The 16,851-nt window shown below is 62.3% G+C and carries 9 protein-coding genes and 1 pseudogene; 5 read left to right on the top strand and 5 right to left on the bottom strand.

From position 1 onward, the window contains the following. Window positions 1–386 precede the first annotated feature (386 nt). The 5 genes and pseudogenes from malT to glpD all read left to right on the top strand — a co-directional run bounded on the left by malT (window position 387) and on the right by glpD (window position 7,082). Window positions 387–3,101 (top strand): annotated as a pseudogene (gene malT, locus ACJ8HT_RS21645) (HTH-type transcriptional regulator MalT). Window positions 3,102–3,183: 82 nt separating this feature from the next. Further along, window positions 3,184–3,510 (top strand): thiosulfate sulfurtransferase GlpE, encoded by a 327-nt coding sequence (gene glpE / locus ACJ8HT_RS21640; RefSeq protein ID WP_004930790.1) that lies wholly within the window; start codon window positions 3,184–3,186, stop codon window positions 3,508–3,510. A gap of 171 nt (window positions 3,511–3,681) precedes the next feature. Further along, window positions 3,682–4,518, top strand: coding sequence for a rhomboid family intramembrane serine protease GlpG (gene glpG, locus ACJ8HT_RS21635; RefSeq protein WP_084827091.1), 837 nt, complete (start codon window positions 3,682–3,684; stop codon window positions 4,516–4,518). A gap of 50 nt (window positions 4,519–4,568) precedes the next feature. Further along, a complete protein-coding gene (locus ACJ8HT_RS21630) occupies window positions 4,569–5,327 on the top strand; it encodes a DeoR/GlpR family transcriptional regulator (RefSeq protein ID WP_004930797.1) in 759 nt (252 codons plus the stop codon). Between the two features lie 246 nt (window positions 5,328–5,573). Further along, window positions 5,574–7,082, top strand: coding sequence for a glycerol-3-phosphate dehydrogenase (gene glpD, locus ACJ8HT_RS21625; RefSeq protein WP_197653354.1), 1,509 nt, complete (start codon window positions 5,574–5,576; stop codon window positions 7,080–7,082). 62 nt (window positions 7,083–7,144) lie between these two features. On the opposite strand, the gene glgP is transcribed toward glpD, so the two are convergent. The 5 genes from glgP to glgB all read right to left on the bottom strand — a co-directional run bounded on the left by glgP (window position 7,145) and on the right by glgB (window position 16,758). Next, a complete protein-coding gene (gene glgP, locus ACJ8HT_RS21620; RefSeq protein ID WP_055311829.1) occupies window positions 7,145–9,592 on the bottom strand; it encodes a glycogen phosphorylase in 2,448 nt (815 codons plus the stop codon). Between the two features lie 141 nt (window positions 9,593–9,733). After that, window positions 9,734–11,164: a glycogen synthase GlgA gene (gene glgA / locus ACJ8HT_RS21615; protein ID WP_049202834.1), complete on the bottom strand. Its 1,431-nt coding sequence runs from the start codon at window positions 11,162–11,164 to the stop codon at window positions 9,734–9,736. 135 nt (window positions 11,165–11,299) lie between these two features. Further along, window positions 11,300–12,577: a glucose-1-phosphate adenylyltransferase gene (glgC, locus tag ACJ8HT_RS21610; protein WP_004930810.1), complete on the bottom strand. Its 1,278-nt coding sequence runs from the start codon at window positions 12,575–12,577 to the stop codon at window positions 11,300–11,302. A gap of 15 nt (window positions 12,578–12,592) precedes the next feature. Then, window positions 12,593–14,575, bottom strand: a complete 1,983-nt coding sequence (gene glgX / locus ACJ8HT_RS21605; RefSeq protein ID WP_060424485.1) for a glycogen debranching protein GlgX — start codon at window positions 14,573–14,575, stop codon at window positions 12,593–12,595. Continuing rightward, the gene (glgB, locus tag ACJ8HT_RS21600) at window positions 14,572–16,758 is read right to left on the bottom strand and encodes a 1,4-alpha-glucan branching protein GlgB (RefSeq protein WP_197653353.1); all 2,187 of its coding nucleotides are present in this window, start codon (window positions 16,756–16,758) and stop codon (window positions 14,572–14,574) included. The genes glgX and glgB overlap by 4 nt, the downstream gene beginning before the upstream one ends. Window positions 16,759–16,851 lie beyond the last annotated feature (93 nt).

Genomic DNA, 16,851 nt, shown 5'->3' with positions numbered 1-16,851 from the left:
CCGCCTGGGGATTAGCTGGGGAGGAGGATTGGGGCGTAGCTGGAATTGTGATCTCAGGCACTTTTTGACTCCCTTGCAACGATGCAAAAAAGCCCGCCAACGCGTGCGGCGAGCACTGAGAACGTTAACCATGACGTTAGCACAAGTATTCGCACTGCTGAAGTTTTGTCCATGGCCGGAAATGCGATCTGCAACCGCATCGCCGCGCGCCGGCGCCAAACGTAAAAAAGTGTGATCGATAGCAACTTAACTCCAAGCCGATGCGGAAGCTTGTTGCAATACGTTTAGGGTTGGCAGAAGTTAGGGGGAGCTATTAATTACGAACCATAAAATAATTAGCGCCACTCCAATCCCGGCGGGAACCGCGATTTATACCCTGGAATACTATGCTGATCCCATCAAAACTGAGCCGCCCGGTACGGCTGCAAAATACCGTGATCCGCGATCGCCTGCTGGCCAAACTGGCCAGCGCGGGCAACTATCGCCTGACACTGGTCAATTGCCCGGCGGGATACGGGAAAACCACGCTGATCGCCCAATGGGCGGCCGGCAAGGCCGATCTGGGCTGGTATTCCCTGGATGAGAGCGACAACCAGCCGGAGCGCTTCGCCAGCTACCTGATCGCCGCGCTGCAGCAGGCCAGCGGCGGCCGCTGCGTCAAGAGCGAGGCGCTGAGCCAGAAGCATCAGTACGCCAGCCTGTCGGCGCTGTTCGCCCAGCTGTTTATCGAGCTGGCCGACTGGCACCAGCCGCTGTACCTGGTGATCGACGACTACCACCTGATCACCAACGACGCCATCCACGAAGCCATGCGCTTTTTCCTGCGCCATCAGCCGGAAAACCTGACGCTGATCCTGCTCTCGCGCACCCTGCCGCCGCTCGGCATCGCCAATCTGCGGGTGCGCGATCAGTTGCTGGAAATGGGCACGCAGCAGCTGGCGTTTACCCATCAGGAAGCCAAACAGTTCTTCGACTGCCGCCTGGCGGCGCCGATGGAACAGCAGGACAGCAGCCGCCTGTGCGACGAAGTCGAAGGCTGGGCCACCGCGCTGCAGCTGATCGCGCTGTCGGCCCGTCAGTCCGCCTCGTCGGCCCAGCTGTCGGCCAAGCGCCTGGCGGGGCTGAACGCCAGTCACCTGTCCGACTACCTGGTGGACGAAGTGCTGGATCACGTCGATGCCGATGCGCGCGCCTTCCTGCTGCGCTGTTCGGTGCTGCGCTCGATGAACGACGCGCTGATCGTGCGGCTGACCGGCGAAGACAACGGCCAGCAGCGGCTGGAGGAGCTGGAGCGTCAGGGGCTGTTTATCCACCGCATGGACGACACCGGCGAATGGTTCAACTTCCACCCGCTGTTCGCCTCTTTCCTGCGCCAGCGTTGCCAGTGGGAACTGGCGTTGGAGCTGCCGGGGTTGCACCGCGCCGCCGCCGAAGGCTGGCTGGCGCTGGGATATCCGGCAGAGGCCATTCACCATGCGCTGGCGGCCAGCGACGTCAGCATGCTGCGCGATATCCTGCTGCAACACGCCTGGTCGCTGTTCCACCACAGCGAACTGGCATTGCTGGAAGAGTGCCTCAACGCGCTGCCCTATGAGCGCCTGATCCAGAACCCCAAGCTGGCGCTGCTGCAGGCCTGGCTGGCGCAGAGCCAGCACCGCTACGGCGAGGTCAACACCCTGCTGGAGCGCGCCGAGCGCACCATGCGCGAACAGAAAATCGAGATAGACCAAACGCTGCACGCTGAGTTCGACGCCCTGCGCGCCCAGGTGGCGATCAACGCCGGCAAACCGGAATAGGCCGAACGGCTGGCGACCGAAGCGTTGAAATTCCTGCCGCTGTCCAGCTATTACAGCCGCATCGTCGCCACCTCGGTGACCGGCGAAGTGCACCACTGCAAGGGCGAGCTGGCGCGCGCGCTGCCGATGATGCAGCAAACCGAGCAGATGGCGCGTCGCCATCAGGCCAACCATTACGCGCTCTGGGCGCTGCTGCAGCAGAGCGAAATCCTCATCGCCCAGGGCTTCCTGCAGGCCGCTTACGAAACCCAGGACAAGGCGTTCGAACTGATCCGCGAGCAACACCTGGAACAGCTGCCGATGCACGAGTTCCTGCTGCGCATTCGCGCACAAATCCTGTGGTCGTGGTCGCGGCTGGACGAGGCGGAAGACGCGGCGCGCTCCGGGCTGAAAATCCTGGCGAACTACCAGCCGCAGCAACAGCTGCAGTGCATCGCCATGCTGGCCAAATGCTCGCTGGCGCGCGGCGATCTGGACAATGCCAATACCCACCTGCAGCGCTGCGAAACCCTGCTGCACGGCGCCCACTACCATCGCGACTGGCTGACCAACACCGACAAGTCGCGGGTGATCCACTGGCAGATGACCGGCGACACTGCCGCTGCCGCCCAGTGGCTGCGCCACACCGAAAAGCCCGGCATGGCGGACAACCACTTCACGCAGGGCCAGTGGCGCAACATCGCGCGGGTGCAGATTCTGCTCGGCCAGTATGACGAGGCCGGCGTGGTGCTGGATGAACTGAACGAGAATGCCCGCCGGCTGCGGCTGGTGAGCGATCTCAACCGCAACCTGCTGCTCAGCAACCAGCTGTACTGGCTGCAAGAGCGTAAGGGCGAAGCGCAGCAGGCGTTGATCGAAGCGCTGTCGCTGGCCAACCGCACCGGCTTTATCAGCCATTTCGTCATCGAGGGCGAAGCGATGGCGCAGCAGCTGCGCCAGCTGATCCAGCTCAACACGCTGCCGGAGCTGGAACAGCATCGTGCCCAACGCATCCTGCGCGACATCAACCAGCATCATCGGCACAAGTTCGCGCATTTTGACGAGAACTTCGTCGATAAGCTGCTGACCCACCCGCAGGTGCCGGAGCTGATCCGCACCAGCCCGCTCACCCAGCGCGAATGGCAGGTGCTGGGGCTTATCTATTCCGGCTACAGCAACGACCAGATCGCCGGCGAGCTGGACGTGGCGGCTACCACCATCAAGACGCACATCCGCAACCTGTACCAGAAGCTCGGCGTGGCCCATCGCCAGGAAGCGGTGCAGCAGGCGCAGCAGCTGTTGAAGATGATGGGGTACGGCGCTTAAAAACCCTGATATCCCTCTGGTCTTAAACGCCGCAGAGTTGGTTACAATAGCGGCGTCCCCCAATTACGAGGCAGTCAGCAGTATGGAACAGTTCGAAGCGATCAACGTTGAGCAGGCGTACACCCGCTGGAAAGAGGGCAGCGCCGCCCTGGTCGACATCCGCGATCCGCAAAGTTTTGAAGCCGGGCATACGCCGGGCGCCTTTCACCTCACCAACGCCACCCTGTCGGCCTTTATGCAACAAAACGACTTCGAGCGGCCGGTGATGGTGATGTGCTACCACGGCAACAGCAGCCGCAGCGCGGCGCAGTACCTGCTGCACCAGGGGTTCGACGCGGTCTACAGCATCGACGGCGGCTTCGAGGCCTGGGCCCGCCAGTATCCGCAAGACGTGGAAACCTCTGCCTGATCCCCGCCGCCCGCCGCGCGTCGGCGGGCTTCCCCTTCATTTTTGTGCGCGTTTTCGCGGGTTTTTCGCAGATCCGTTTGCCAGCGCTCAGGATTTCGACGTTATAATCGGCCGTCAGGGTCGCCGGCGAGCAAGCCGCGGCCAAAATCATTCACTTACGACGGAAGAGCAATGGTTAGAGTAATCGCCATATCCAACCCGCGCCTGGCGCTGGCCTTTGTCGACTATATGGCGACCCAGGGCATCAGGCTTGAGCTGCGCAACAGCGGCGAGGCGGCGGAAATCTGGCTGGCCGACGACGGCCACCTCGAACAGGTGCAACACGAGCTGCAACAGTTTCTGGTCGATCCGCTCAACCGCCGTTATCAGGCCGCCAGCTGGCAGACCGGCCATACCGACGCCGGCCTGCACTATCAGAGCGAATCCTACCTGCACACCCTGCGCAGCAAGGCCGGGCCGCTGACGCTCGGCGTGATGGTGCTGTGCATCGCGGTCTACATCCTGATGCAGGTGCTGGGCGACAACACCGTGATGTACTGGCTCTCCTGGCCGCAGGACAGCAGCCAATACACGCAGCTGTGGCGCTGGGTCAGCCATGCGTTCCTGCATTTCTCCCTGCTGCATATCCTGTTTAACCTGATGTGGTGGTGGTATCTCGGCGGCCAGATGGAAAAACGCCTCGGCGCTGGCAAGCTGTTCGTGCTGGCGGTGGTGTCGGCCTTCTTCAGCGGCTGGGCGCAATCGCTGTTCAGCGGCGCGCTGTTCGGCGGGCTGTCTGGCGTGGTCTATGCGCTGATGGGCTATGTGTGGCTGACGGGGGAACGGGCGCCGGAGCGTGGCCTGATGCTGCCGCGCGGGCTAATGGTGTTCTCGGTGCTGTGGCTGGTGGCCGGATATTTCGATATTTTAGGAATGTCGATCGCCAACGCGGCACACGTAGCCGGTTTAGTGTTAGGGTTATTGATGGCATTTTGGGATACGCGTCATCGCGCACACAACGAACAATAACAGCCGGGAGCTGTGCCCAGCGGGCATAGCGGGCGTTTTAGGGGATTATCGTGAAGCAAACACAGCGTCATGACGCAATTATCGAGCTGGTGCGCCTGCAGGGTTACGTCAGCACGGAAGAGCTGGTGGAACATTTTGACGTCAGCCCGCAAACGATTCGCCGCGATTTGAATGACCTGGCCGACCAGAACAAGATCCAGCGTCACCACGGCGGCGCGGCGCTGCCTTCCAGCTCGGTCAACGCTGCCTATAACGATCGCAAGGTGATGTGGTCGGAAGAGAAAGCCCGCATCGCGCAGCGCGTCGCCAGCCAGATCCCGGACGGCGCCACGCTGTTCATCGATATCGGCACCACGCCGGAAGCGGTGGCCCATGCGCTGATGAACCACAAGAACCTGCGCGTGGTCACCAACAACCTCAACGTCGCCACCCTGCTGACCGCCAAGGAAGACTTCCGCCTGATCCTGGCCGGCGGCGAAGTGCGCACCCGCGACGGCGGCATCATGGGCGAAGCCACCCTGGACTTCATCTCCCAATTCCGCCTCGATTACGGCATTCTCGGCATCAGCGGCATCGATATGGACGGCTCGCTGCTCGAATTCGACTATCACGAAGTGCGCACCAAACGCGCGATTATCGAAAATTCCCGCTGCGTGATGCTGGTCACCGACCACTCCAAATTCGGCCGCAACGCCATGGTCAACCTGGGTAACATGAATCTGATCGACTACCTGTTTACCGACCAGTTGCCGCCGCCGAGCGTGATGAAAATCATCGAGCAGTACGACGTGCAGCTGGAGCTGTGCTGATCCGCTGTTAACCTGCGGGGTGCGCCGCCGCCCCGTTTCCTACCCCCGCCCCTCTTCATCGACAGCCGTTTGCGCGCCCGCACCATATCCACATCATTTATGTGACTATCATCACCAAACTGTTACCTCTATCACGCCTAAATGTTTTTGTTTGGTTAAGTCTTGGCTTGCTTGTTGGTTTTTGATTACAATCATGAGCGAAAACGAACATGAAAGAGCTATTTCGAACATCTGGAGGAAGATGACGTGGAAACCAAAGACTTGATCGTTATCGGTGGCGGCATCAACGGTGCCGGCATCGCGGCGGATGCTGCCGGGCGCGGGCTGTCGGTACTGCTACTGGAAGCGCAAGACTTGGCCTGTGCTACGTCTTCCGCCAGTTCCAAACTGATCCACGGTGGCCTGCGCTACCTGGAACACTACGAATTCCGTCTGGTGAGCGAAGCGCTGGCCGAGCGTGAAGTGCTGCTGAAGCTGGCGCCGCACATCGCGTTCCCGATGCGTTTCCGCCTGCCGCACCAGCCGCACCTGCGTCCGGCCTGGATGATCCGTATCGGCCTGTTCCTGTACGATCACCTGGGCAAACGCACCAGCCTGCCGGGCAGCAAGGGCTTGCGCTTTGGACCAGAGTCGGTGCTGAAGCCTGAACTGAAGCGCGGTTTCGAATATTCCGACTGCTGGGTCGACGATGCTCGCCTGGTGGTGCTGAACGCGCAGGAAGTGGAAAAACGCGGCGGCGAAGTACGCACCCGCACCAAAGTGACCCGCGCATGGCGTGAAAACGGCCTGTGGATGGTGGAAGCGGTCGATATCGACAGCGGCAAAACCTTCACCTGGCGCGCCAAAGGCCTGGTGAACGCCACCGGCCCGTGGGTGAAAAACTTCTTCGACGACGGCCTGAAGCTGAAATCGCCTTACGGCATCCGCCTGATCAAAGGCAGCCACATCGTGGTGCCGCGCGTGCACGATCAGCCGCAGTCTTACATTCTGCAGAACGAAGACCACCGCATCGTGTTCGTGATCCCGTGGAATGACGAGTTCTCCATCATCGGCACCACCGACGTGGAGTACAAAGGCGATCCGAAGGACGTGAAGATCGACGAGAACGAAATCGCTTATCTGCTGAAAGTGTACAACGATCACTTCAAGAAGCAACTGGGCCGCGACGACATCGTCTGGACATACTCCGGCGTGCGTCCGCTGTGCGACGACGAATCCGATTCGCCGCAGGCGATCACCCGCGATTACACGCTGGACGTGCACGACGAGCAAGGCAAGGCGCCGCTGCTGTCGGTCTTCGGCGGCAAGTTGACCACCTACCGCAAGCTGGCCGAGCACGCGATGGAAAAACTGGCCCACTACTACCCAGGCTGCGGCCCGGCGTGGACCAAAAACGCCACGCTGCCAGGCGGTGACATCGGCGGCGATCGCGACGGCTACGCAGCCAAACTGCGCCGTGCGCACGGCTGGCTGCCGGAAGCCCTGGCGCGCCGCTATGCCCGCACCTACGGCAGCCAGAGCGAGCTGATCCTGGCCGGCGCCAACGGCCTCGGCGATCTGGGCGAAGATTTCGGCCACGATCTGTATGAAGCCGAACTGCGCTACCTGACCGACAAAGAGTGGGTCGTAGAGCTGGACGACGCCATCTGGCGCCGCACCAAGCTGGGCATGTGGCTGGACGAAGCGCAGCAGGCGCGGGTGAAAGCCTGGCTGGCGGAACACGCGAAAACGAAAGCGCTGTCTCTGGCTTCCTGAGCCGCAGCGTAACGAAAAAGGGCCGGTTATCCGGCCCTTTTCTTTGCGCTTTCTCTTCCGTCTTACAGCTTCACCGGCTGAATGTGCCAGATTTCGTCCGCGTATTCCTGAATGGTGCGATCGGAGGAGAAGTAGCCCATGTTGGCGATATTCAGCACCGCGCGCCGCGTCCACTCGTCCTGATTGAGATACACCTCGTCCACCTTGTCCTGCGTATCCACGTAGCTGCGATAATCCGCCAGCAGCTGGTAGTGATCCCCCAGGTTCACCAACGAGTCGAACAGGTTGCTGTAGCGCTTCGGTTCGTCCGGGCTGAACACGCCGGTGGCGATCTGCGTCAGCGCCTGATGCAGCTCGGGATCCTGCTCGTAGTATTGATGCGGGTTGTAACCGTTGCGGCGTAGTTCCTCCACCTGTTCGGCGGTATTGCCGAAGATAAAGATGTTCTCCTCCCCCACGTGCTCGCGCATCTCGACGTTGGCGCCGTCCAGCGTACCGATGGTCAGCGCGCCGTTCAGCGCAAACTTCATGTTGCTGGTGCCTGAAGCTTCGGTGCCCGCCAGCGAGATCTGTTCCGACAGATCCGCCGCCGGGATGATGATCTGCGCCAGGCTGACGCCGTAGTTCGGAATGAACACCACCTTCAGTTGGGTATGCACACGCGGATCGTTGTTGATCACTTTGGCCACGTCGTTGATCAAGCGGATGATCTGCTTGGCGGCATAGTAGGCCGAGGCCGCCTTGCCGGCGAAGATCACCACCCGCGGCACACGCTCGATCTCCGGATCGTCCAGCAGGCGGTTATACAGCGTGATGACGTGCAACACGTTGAGCAGCTGCCGTTTGTACTCGTGGATGCGCTTGATCTGCACGTCGAACAGCGCATCCGGGTTAACCACCACGTTGAGCGTTTTGGCGATGTACAGCGCCAGCCGTTCCTTGTTCTGCCGCTTGGCGCGCTGCACCGCCTGCAGGAAACTCGGGTAATCGACGTTGGCTTTGATCTCGCTCAGCTGGCTGAGATCGGTGCGCCAGGTTTGCCCGATGCAGTCGTCCAGCACTGCCGCCAGCGGCGGGTTGGCCAGCGCCAGCCAACGGCGCGGCGTCACCCCGTTGGTTTTGTTGCAGAAACGATTGGGGAACAGCCGGGCGAAGTCGGCGAACAGCGACTGCACCATCAGCTCAGAATGCAGGGCGGAAACGCCGTTGACCTTGTGGCTGGCCACCACCGCCAGCCACGCCATGCGCACCCGGCGGCCGTTGGTTTCGTCGATGATCGAGACCCGAGCCAGCAGGTCGTTGTCGCCCGGCGCCACTTCCTGCACCATCTTGAGGAAGTGATCGTTGATTTCGAAAATCAGCTGCAGATGGCGCGGCAAGATGCGCCCTATCATGTCCAACGGCCAGGTTTCCAGCGCCTCGCTCATCAGCGTGTGGTTGGTGTAGGAAAACACCTGCTCCACCACTTCCCAGGCGTCGAGCCACTTGAATTTGTGCTCGTCGATCAGCCGGTGCATCAGTTCGGGAATCGACAGCACCGGGTGGGTGTCGTTAAGGTGGATGGCGATCTTGTCCGCCAGGTTGTCGAAGGTTTTGTGCATCAGCCAATGGCGGTTGAGGATGTCCTGCACCGTGGCCGACACCAGGAAATACTCCTGCCGCAGCCGCAGCTCGCGCCCGGAGGAGGTCGAGTCGTCCGGATACAGCACGCGCGACACGTTCTCCGAGTGGTTTTTATCCTCCACCGCGGCGAAATAATCGCCCTGGTTGAACTTGCCGAGGTTGATCTCGTTACTGGCCTGCGCACTCCACAGCCGCAGGGTGTTGGTGGCGTCGGTGTCGAAACCGGGGATCACCTGATCGTAGGCGATGGCCACGATCTCTTCGGTCTCCAGCCAGCGTGCCTTGGCGCCCTCCTGCTGCACGCGGCCGCCGAAGCGCACCTTGTAGCGGGTGTTGTGGCGCGGAAACTCCCACGGATTGCCGTACTCCAGCCAATAGTCCGGCGATTCCATCTGCTGGCCGTTGACGATGTTTTGCTTGAACATGCCGTACTCGTAGCGAATGCCGTAGCCGCGCCCCGGCAGCGCCAGCGTCGCCAGCGAATCGAGGAAGCAGGCCGCCAGGCGCCCCAGACCGCCGTTGCCGAGGCCAGGGTCGTTCTCTTCTTCCAGCAGTTCACCCAGGCTCAACCCCATTTCGTTCAGCGCGTTGTCGATGTCCTGATAGATGCCCATCGACAGCAGCGCGTTCGACAGGGTGCGGCCGATCAGGAACTCCATCGACAGGTAATACACCTGCCGCACGTCCTGCGACAGCTGGGCGCGGTTGGAGCGCAGCCAGCGTTCAACCATGCGATCGCGCACCGCGAACAGCACGGCGTTCAGCCAGTCGTGCCGGTTGGCGATGGCCGGATCCTTGCCGACGATAAACATCAGCTTATAGGCGATGGAGTGTTTCAGCGCTTCCACACTGACCGTAGGTGAGGTGTAACTAAACGGTGAAGTCATGGCTTTTTGATCCCTTTTAGGGAGCCCAGCCATTCGCCGCGGAATAGCTGGCCCCGCTGAACATGGACGCGGTACGCCGCGCCCCGACAATCAACCCAAACGGCTGCCCGCCGCGCGTCAACCCAAGACGCGAAACGCGGGCTACAAACGTTGATAAAGCGACAGATACTCTTTCGCCGCCACCGGCCAGCCGAAGTCCACGCTCATGGCGTGACGCTGAACGTGGCGCCAGTGTTTCGGCCGGCTCCACAGCACCATGGCACGGCGGATAGCATTGCCCAGCGCGACGGCATCGCAATCGTCGAACACGAAGCCGCTGGCAGTGCCGTCGGCCAGATTTTCCAGCGCGCAGTCCACCACCGTGTCCGCCAGCCCGCCGGTGCGCCGCACCAGCGGCAGCGTGCCGTATTTCAGGCCGTAGAGCTGCGTCAGGCCGCAGGGCTCGAAGCGGCTCGGCACCAGAATCACGTCGGCGCCGCCGATGATGCGGTGGGAGAAGGACTCGTGATAGCCGATCTGCACCCCAACCTGTTCGGGATAGTCGGCGGCGGCGGCCAGAAACGCCTGTTGCAGCACCGCGTCGCCGGCGCCCAGCAGCGCCAGCTGCCCGCCCTGCGCCAGCAGCTCAGGCAATGCCTGCAGCACCAGGTCCAGACCTTTTTGGCTGGTCAAGCGGCTCACTACCGCGAACACCGGCAGAGATTCGTCCACCTTCAGCCCCATGGCCTTTTGCAGATGCAGCTTGTTTTTGACCTTGCTTTTCAGATCGTCGGCGTCGTAGCGGGTACTCAGCCGCGGGTCGTGGGCCGGATCCCAAATCTTGTCGTCCACCCCGTTGAGGATGCCGCTCAGTCGGCCCTGCCGCTGCCGTTCCTGCAGCAGCCCCTCCATGCCATAGCCGAACTCCGGCCGGGTGATCTCGCGCGCATAGGTCGGGCTAACGGCGGTCACGTGGTCAGCATAAAACAGCCCGGCCTTGAGGAACGACATCTGGCCGTAGAACTCCAGGCCATAAACGTCGTAAAACGACGCCGGCAGCCACAGCTCGGTCACATGATGGGCGGAGAACAGCCCCTGATAGGCCAGGTTGTGCACCGTGAACACCGAGCGCGCCGGGTGGCCGTTGGCGGCCAGATAGGCGCAGCTCAGGCCGGCGTGCCAGTCGTGGGCGTGCACCAGCTGCGGGCGCCAGTAGCGATCCAGCCCCTTGGCCAGCTCGCAGGCCATCCAGCCCAGCAACGCAAAACGGCGATGGTTGTCGGGGTAGGCGTACATGGATTGGTCGTGGTACGGGCTGCCCGGCCGGTCATACAGCCAGGGCGCATCGATGAGATAGATGCCCACGCCATGGTAGGTGCCGTAACGCAGGCCCACCCGGCCGGCGAACGAGTCGATTTCCGCCACCAGCACGGTGTCCGGAATGCCGTTGCGTACGTCAGGGAAAGCGGGCAATAGCACCCGAACATCGGCGCCTTCGGCGATTTGCGCCGCCGGCAGTGCGCCAACCACGTCTGCGAGTCCGCCCGTTTTCAGCAGGGGGAACATTTCAGAACATACGTGTAAGACCTGCATTATCACTCCTGAAAGTCGGCCGAAGGCCTCTGGATAAGAAATAAAGCAGGCTTGCCGCTGTTATGTTTGCCGCGTTGCGCAAGCCATCGAACCGTTCATCAGGCGGCAGGCTATCGTTCTGCCGCCCACGTTAACTCACAATTTTGACAACATTTCGCGCGTCACCAGCACGATGCCGCCTTCCGAGCGATAAAAGCGCTTGCTGTCCTCATCGGCGTTTTCCCCGATCACCATGCCCTCCGGAATGTGGCAGGCGCGGTCGATGATGCAGCGCCGCAGGCGGCAGGAACGGCCGACGTTCACGTCCGGCAACAATACGGTAGAGTCGATGGTACAGAACGAGTTCACTCGCACGCGCGGGAACAGCACCGAATGCACCACCACCGAGCCCGAGACGATACAGCCGCCGGACACCAGCGAGTTCATGGTCATGCCGTGGCTGCCGGAGCGATCCTGCACGAACTTGGCCGGCGGCAGCGGCTCCATGTGGGTGCGGATCGGCCAGGCGCGGTCGTACATGTCCAGCTCCGGCGTTACCGACGCCAGATCGAGGTTGGCGCGCCAGTAGGCGTCCAGCGTGCCCACGTCGCGCCAGTACGGCGGCAGATCGGGGTTGGAAGTCACGCAGGACAAGGTAAACGGATGCGCCCACGCCGCCTGCTGCGCGGTGATTTTCGGGATCAGATCCTTGCCGAAATCGTGGCTGGAGCCGGGGGTCGACATATCCTCTTCCAATAGCTGGAACAGGTAGGCGGCATTAAAAATATAGATGCCCATGCTGGCCAGCGACATATCCGGGTTACCCGGCATCGCCGGCGGATCGGCGGGTTTCTCCAGGAACTCAATGATGCGGTCGCTTTCATCCACCTTCATCACGCCGAATTCGCCGGCTTCGCTGCGCGGCACCGGCAGGCAGGCCACGGTGCACTGGGCCCCCTTCTCGACGTGGTCGATCAGCATGCGCGAATAATCCATTTTGTAGATATGGTCGCCCGCCAGGATCACCACGTATTCGGCCTCATAGCGGCGGATGATGTCCAGATTCTGGTAGACCGCGTCGGCGGTGCCTTTGTACCAATGTTCGGTGCTGAGGCGCTGCTGGGCCGGCAGCAGGTCGACGAACTCGTTCATTTCCTCGTTGAGAAACGACCAGCCGCGCTGAATGTGCTGCACCAGCGTGTGCGACTGGTATTGGGTGATCACGCCGATGCGGCGGATGCCGGAGTTCAGGCAGTTCGACAGGGCGAAATCGATGATGCGGAATTTGCCGCCAAAGTGGACGGCGGGCTTGGCGCGGGTGGAGGTCAAATCTTTCAGGCGCGAGCCGCGGCCGCCGGCCAGGATCAGCGCTACGGATTTAATCGGCAGCTGGCGCGCCAACATCAGGGGGTCTTTATTTTCAAACCTAACCATAGCGGACTCCTTTTATTATTTCCGTACCAGAACGCAAAGCGAGCGCGCGTCCTGGTGCCAGGCGGGTAACACCGCCCGTGAGTCTTCCTGAGTGAACGGAGCGACAACCTGCCAATCGCCTTCCGGCAACCTCATCTCCACCGTTTGCGGCGTGGCGTTGACCAGCAGCAGCCAGCGCTGCGACAGCAGGATCTGCATGAGCAGATCGCCTTGCTCCCACTGCTGCGCGTCGAGCGCCTGCCCTTGTGCGTTCAGCCACTGCACGCTGCCGTCGTCCTGCTGCCACCAGCGGTCCTGTTGCAACGCGGGGATCCGGCGGCGCAGCGCGATCAGCGCCGCGACGTAATCGGTCAGCGCGTCATCCGCCGTGGACCAGTCGAGCCAGGTGGTGGCGTTGTCCTGACAATAGGCGTTGTTGTTCCCCTGCTGGCTGTGTCCCTGTTCATCGCCGGCCAGCAGCATCGGCGTTCCCTGGGACAGCAACAGCGTGGCGAGCATCGCCCGCTGGCTGGCCCTGCGGCGTTGCACAATGGCGTCGTCGGCGACCAGGCCTTCCACGCCGTGGTTGTTGCTGAAATTACGATCGCTGCCGTCGCGGTTGCCTTCGCCGTTCGGCTGATTGTGTTTCTCGTTGAAGCTGACCACGTCCTGCAGGGTAAAACCGTCATGGGCGGTCAGCATGTTGACGGTGGCGTAAGGCGCTCGCCCGCGCTGGTTGTACACATCGCTGGAGGCGGCAAAACGCCGGGCGAACTGGCCGAGCGACACGCCGCTCTGCAGCCAGAAACGGCGCATGTCGTCGCGGTAATGGTCGTTCCATTCTGCGAAACGCCCGGGGAATGCCCCCACCTGATAGCCGCCGGGGCCAACGTCCCAGGGTTCGGCAATCAGCTTGCAGCGCGACAGCACATCGTCCGCCAGCATCGCCTGAAACAGCGGCGCATCGCGATCGAACCCCGGTGTGCGGCCGAGCACGCTGCCCAGATCGAAGCGGAAGCCGTCGACGTGGCACTCCCGCACCCAAAAATGCAGGCAGTCCATCACCCAGGCCACGCCCTGCGGCTGATCGAGCCGCAGGGTATTGCCGCAGCCGGTGTCGTTGACGTAGTCCCCTTCCGGCGTCAGCCAGTAGTAGCTCTGGTTGTCGATGCCGCTCAGCGACAGCATCGGCCCGTCCATATCCAGCTCGGCGCTGTGGTTGAACACCACGTCGAGGATCACCTCGATGCCGGCTTGATGCAGCGCCTTGACCGCATCGCGAAATTCGTTCAGCGGCGTGCCGTCGGTGCTCAGGCTGGCGTAGCGGTTGTCCGGCGCATAGGGCGCCAGCACGTTATAGCCCCAGTAGTTGATCAGCCCCAGCCGCTGCAGACGCGGTTCGGAGGTATGTTGCTGCACCGGCAGCAGTTCCAGCGCGGTGATGCCGAGGCGTTTGAAGTGGGCGATCATCACCGGGTGCCCCAGCGCGGCGAAGCTGCCGCGCAGCGCCGGCGGGATCTTCGGGTGCAGCAGCGTCAGGCCGCGTACGTGCGCTTCGTAAATCACCGTCTGCCCCCAGGGCGTGGCGGGCGGGCGATCGTCCTGCCAGTCATAGCATTGGTCCACCACCACGCATTTCGGCATCAGCTCGGCGCTGTCGTGCGGATCCGGCCGATCGTAACCGCCGTGCAGGTGCGGGTGGTCCGCCACCGGCCCTTCCACCGCGCGCGCGGCCGGATCGAGCGCCAGCTTGTTGGGGTTGAACCGCTGTCCGTTCGCCGGGTCGAACGGGCCGTAGACCCGGTAACCGTAACGTTGCCCCGGCTTGCCGCCCGGCAGATAGCCATGCCAGATATCGCCGCTGCGCGCCGGCAGCGGCAGGCGCACCTCACGCTGCTGGCCGTCGAACAGGCACAGCTCCACCCGCTCGGCGTGCGCCGAGTACAGGGTAAAATTGATGCCTTCGCCGTCGTAATGCGCGCCCAGCGGTGCGGCGAGGCCGGCCGTCAGCTCCGTCATGGCGCCTCCCGCAGCAGATAAATGGTCGCCAGCGGCGGCAGCGTCACGCTGATGGAAAAGTCTCGGCCGTGGCTGCCGACCGCTTCGGAAGAGACCCGCCCCTGATTGCCGGCGTTGCTGCCGTGATAGTGGTGCGAATCGGTATTGAGGATCTCGCGATAGTCGCCGGCGCGCGACAGGCCGATGCGGTAGCGGTAGCGCGGCACCGGGGTAAAGTTGCTGATGGCGATCAGTTCATTGCCCTGCGAATCGTAGCGCGCGAACGCGAACACCGAGTTGTCGTGATCGTCGACCACCAGCCACTCGAAGCCGTCCGGGCGATAGTCACGCTCATACAGCGGCGCCTGCTGCCGGTAGCAGTGGTTCAGATCGCGCACCAGCCGCTGCACGCCGTTGTGCCAGTTATCCAGCCCTTCCAGCAAATGCCAATCGAGGCTGGTATCGAAATTCCACTCGCGCCCCTGCGCAAACTCGCAGCCCATAAACAGCAGCTTTTTGCCCGGATGCGCCCACATAAACCCGTAGTAGGCGCGCAGGTTGGCGAACTTTTGCCAGGCATCGCCCGGCATGCGGTCGAGGATCGATTTTTTGCCGTGCACCACTTCATCGTGCGAGATCGGCAGCACGAAGTTCTCGGTATAGGCATACAGCATGCCGAAGGTCATCTGGTTGTGGTGATACTTACGGTGCACCGGATCGCACTTCATGTAATTGAGCGTGTCGTGCATCCAGCCGAGGTTCCATTTGTAGTGGAACCCCAGACCGTTGGCGTCCGGCGGCAGGGTGACGCCGGGGTAGTCGGTGGACTCCTCCGCCAGCGTCACCGCGCCCGGCTGCGCCTGGCCGATAGTCTGGTTGGTATAACGCAGGAAGGCGATCGCCTCCAGGTTCTCGTTGCCGCCGTAGTAATTCGGCACCCACTCGCCGTCGGCGCGGCTGTAGTCGCGATAGATCATCGACGCCACCGCATCGACCCGCAGCGCGTCGATGCCGAAGCGCTCCAGCCAATACAGCGCGTTGCCCGCCAGGTAGTTGCGCACCTCGTGGCGGCCGTAGTTGTAGATCAGCGTATTCCAGTCCTGATGGAAGCCCTCGCGCGGATCGGCGTATTCGTACAGCGCCGTGCCGTCGAAGTTTGCCAGGCCGTAGGCGTCGCTCGGGAAGTGCCCCGGCACCCAGTCGAGGATCACGTTGATGCCCGCCTCATGCGCCGCCGCCACGAACGCCCTGAAATCGGCCGGCGTGCCGAAGCGCCGGGTCGGCGCATACAGCCCCAGCGGCTGATAGCCCCAACTGCCGTCGAACGGGTGTTCGTTGATCGGCAGCAGCTCGATATGGGTGAATCCCATGTCCTTCACATAGTCGATAAGCTGCACCGCCAGCTCGCCGTAGCTGAGCCAGAAGTGGTTGTCGGTGTGGCGACGCCATGAGCCGAGATGCACCTCGTAGATGGCGATCGGCTGTTCAAAATCGTTGGCGCGGCGGCGCGCCTGCGTCGACGGCACCACCTCCGGCAGCGGCGCCACCAGCGAGGCGGTGTCCGGGCGCATCTGCGCCTCGAAGGCGTAAGGATCGGCTTTCAGCTGGGTATTGCCGTAGCAATCGACGATTTCATATTTGTACAGCTGGCCGGCCCGCACGCCGGGCAGGAACAGCTCCCAGATGCCGTTTTCACGCCGCAGACGCATCGGATGACGGCGGCCGTCCCAGAAGTTGAACTCCCCCACCACCGAGACGCGCTGGGCGTTAGGCGCCCAAACGGCAAAGCTGACGCCGTCGACGCCATCCAGCGTGGCGAGGTGAGCCCCCAGGCGTTCATAGGGGCGCAGGTGCGTGCCCTCGGCCAGCAGCCAGCTGTCGATATCCTGCAGCAGCGGGCCGAACCGATAGGGATCGTCGACGATCTGTTGATGATCGCGCCAGCTGACCTGCAGCTGATAGCGGAAAGGATTTTTTCGCCGCGGCACCACGGCGCTGAAGAAGCCGCGCGGATCGTCGCAGTTCAGCTGCGCCAATCGCCGCCCGGTTTGCTGCTCCACCAGCCAAACTTCGGTGGCGTCCGGCAGCAACGCGCGCACCTGCAGACCGTTATCGGTCGCATGCATGCCAAGCAGAGCAAAGGGGTCGGCGTAATGGCCGGAGATGATCTGATCAATCACGTCACGATCGGGAAGTACAGGCATAGTCTTCTTCCTTAGATTAACAGCATGATCTAAGCACGGCTTGTTGGTTATTCCTTGGCCGTTTTGGTCATCATGCAATGCATTCGGACTCTA

This window comes from Serratia sp. CY44782 (assembly GCF_052168715.1).
Taxonomy (GTDB): domain Bacteria; phylum Pseudomonadota; class Gammaproteobacteria; order Enterobacterales; family Enterobacteriaceae; genus Serratia; species Serratia nevei.
This window is presented reverse-complemented; position numbering and strand designations above follow the sequence as displayed.

Bases quoted from the DNA above. Each gene is read 5' to 3' on its own strand.
- glpE (WP_004930790.1), top strand. From the start codon at position 3,184: ATGGAACAGTTCGAAGCGATCAACGTTGAGCAGGCGTACACCCGCTGG.
- glpG (WP_084827091.1), top strand. From the start codon at position 3,682: ATGGTTAGAGTAATCGCCATATCCAACCCGCGCCTGGCGCTGGCCTTT.
- glgP (WP_055311829.1), bottom strand. From the start codon at position 9,592: ATGACTTCACCGTTTAGTTACACCTCACCTACGGTCAGTGTGGAAGCG.
- glgA (WP_049202834.1), bottom strand. From the start codon at position 11,164: ATGCAGGTCTTACACGTATGTTCTGAAATGTTCCCCCTGCTGAAAACG.
- glgC (WP_004930810.1), bottom strand. From the start codon at position 12,577: ATGGTTAGGTTTGAAAATAAAGACCCCCTGATGTTGGCGCGCCAGCTG.
- glgX (WP_060424485.1), bottom strand. From the start codon at position 14,575: ATGACGGAGCTGACGGCCGGCCTCGCCGCACCGCTGGGCGCGCATTAC.
- glgB (WP_197653353.1), bottom strand. From the start codon at position 16,758: ATGCCTGTACTTCCCGATCGTGACGTGATTGATCAGATCATCTCCGGC.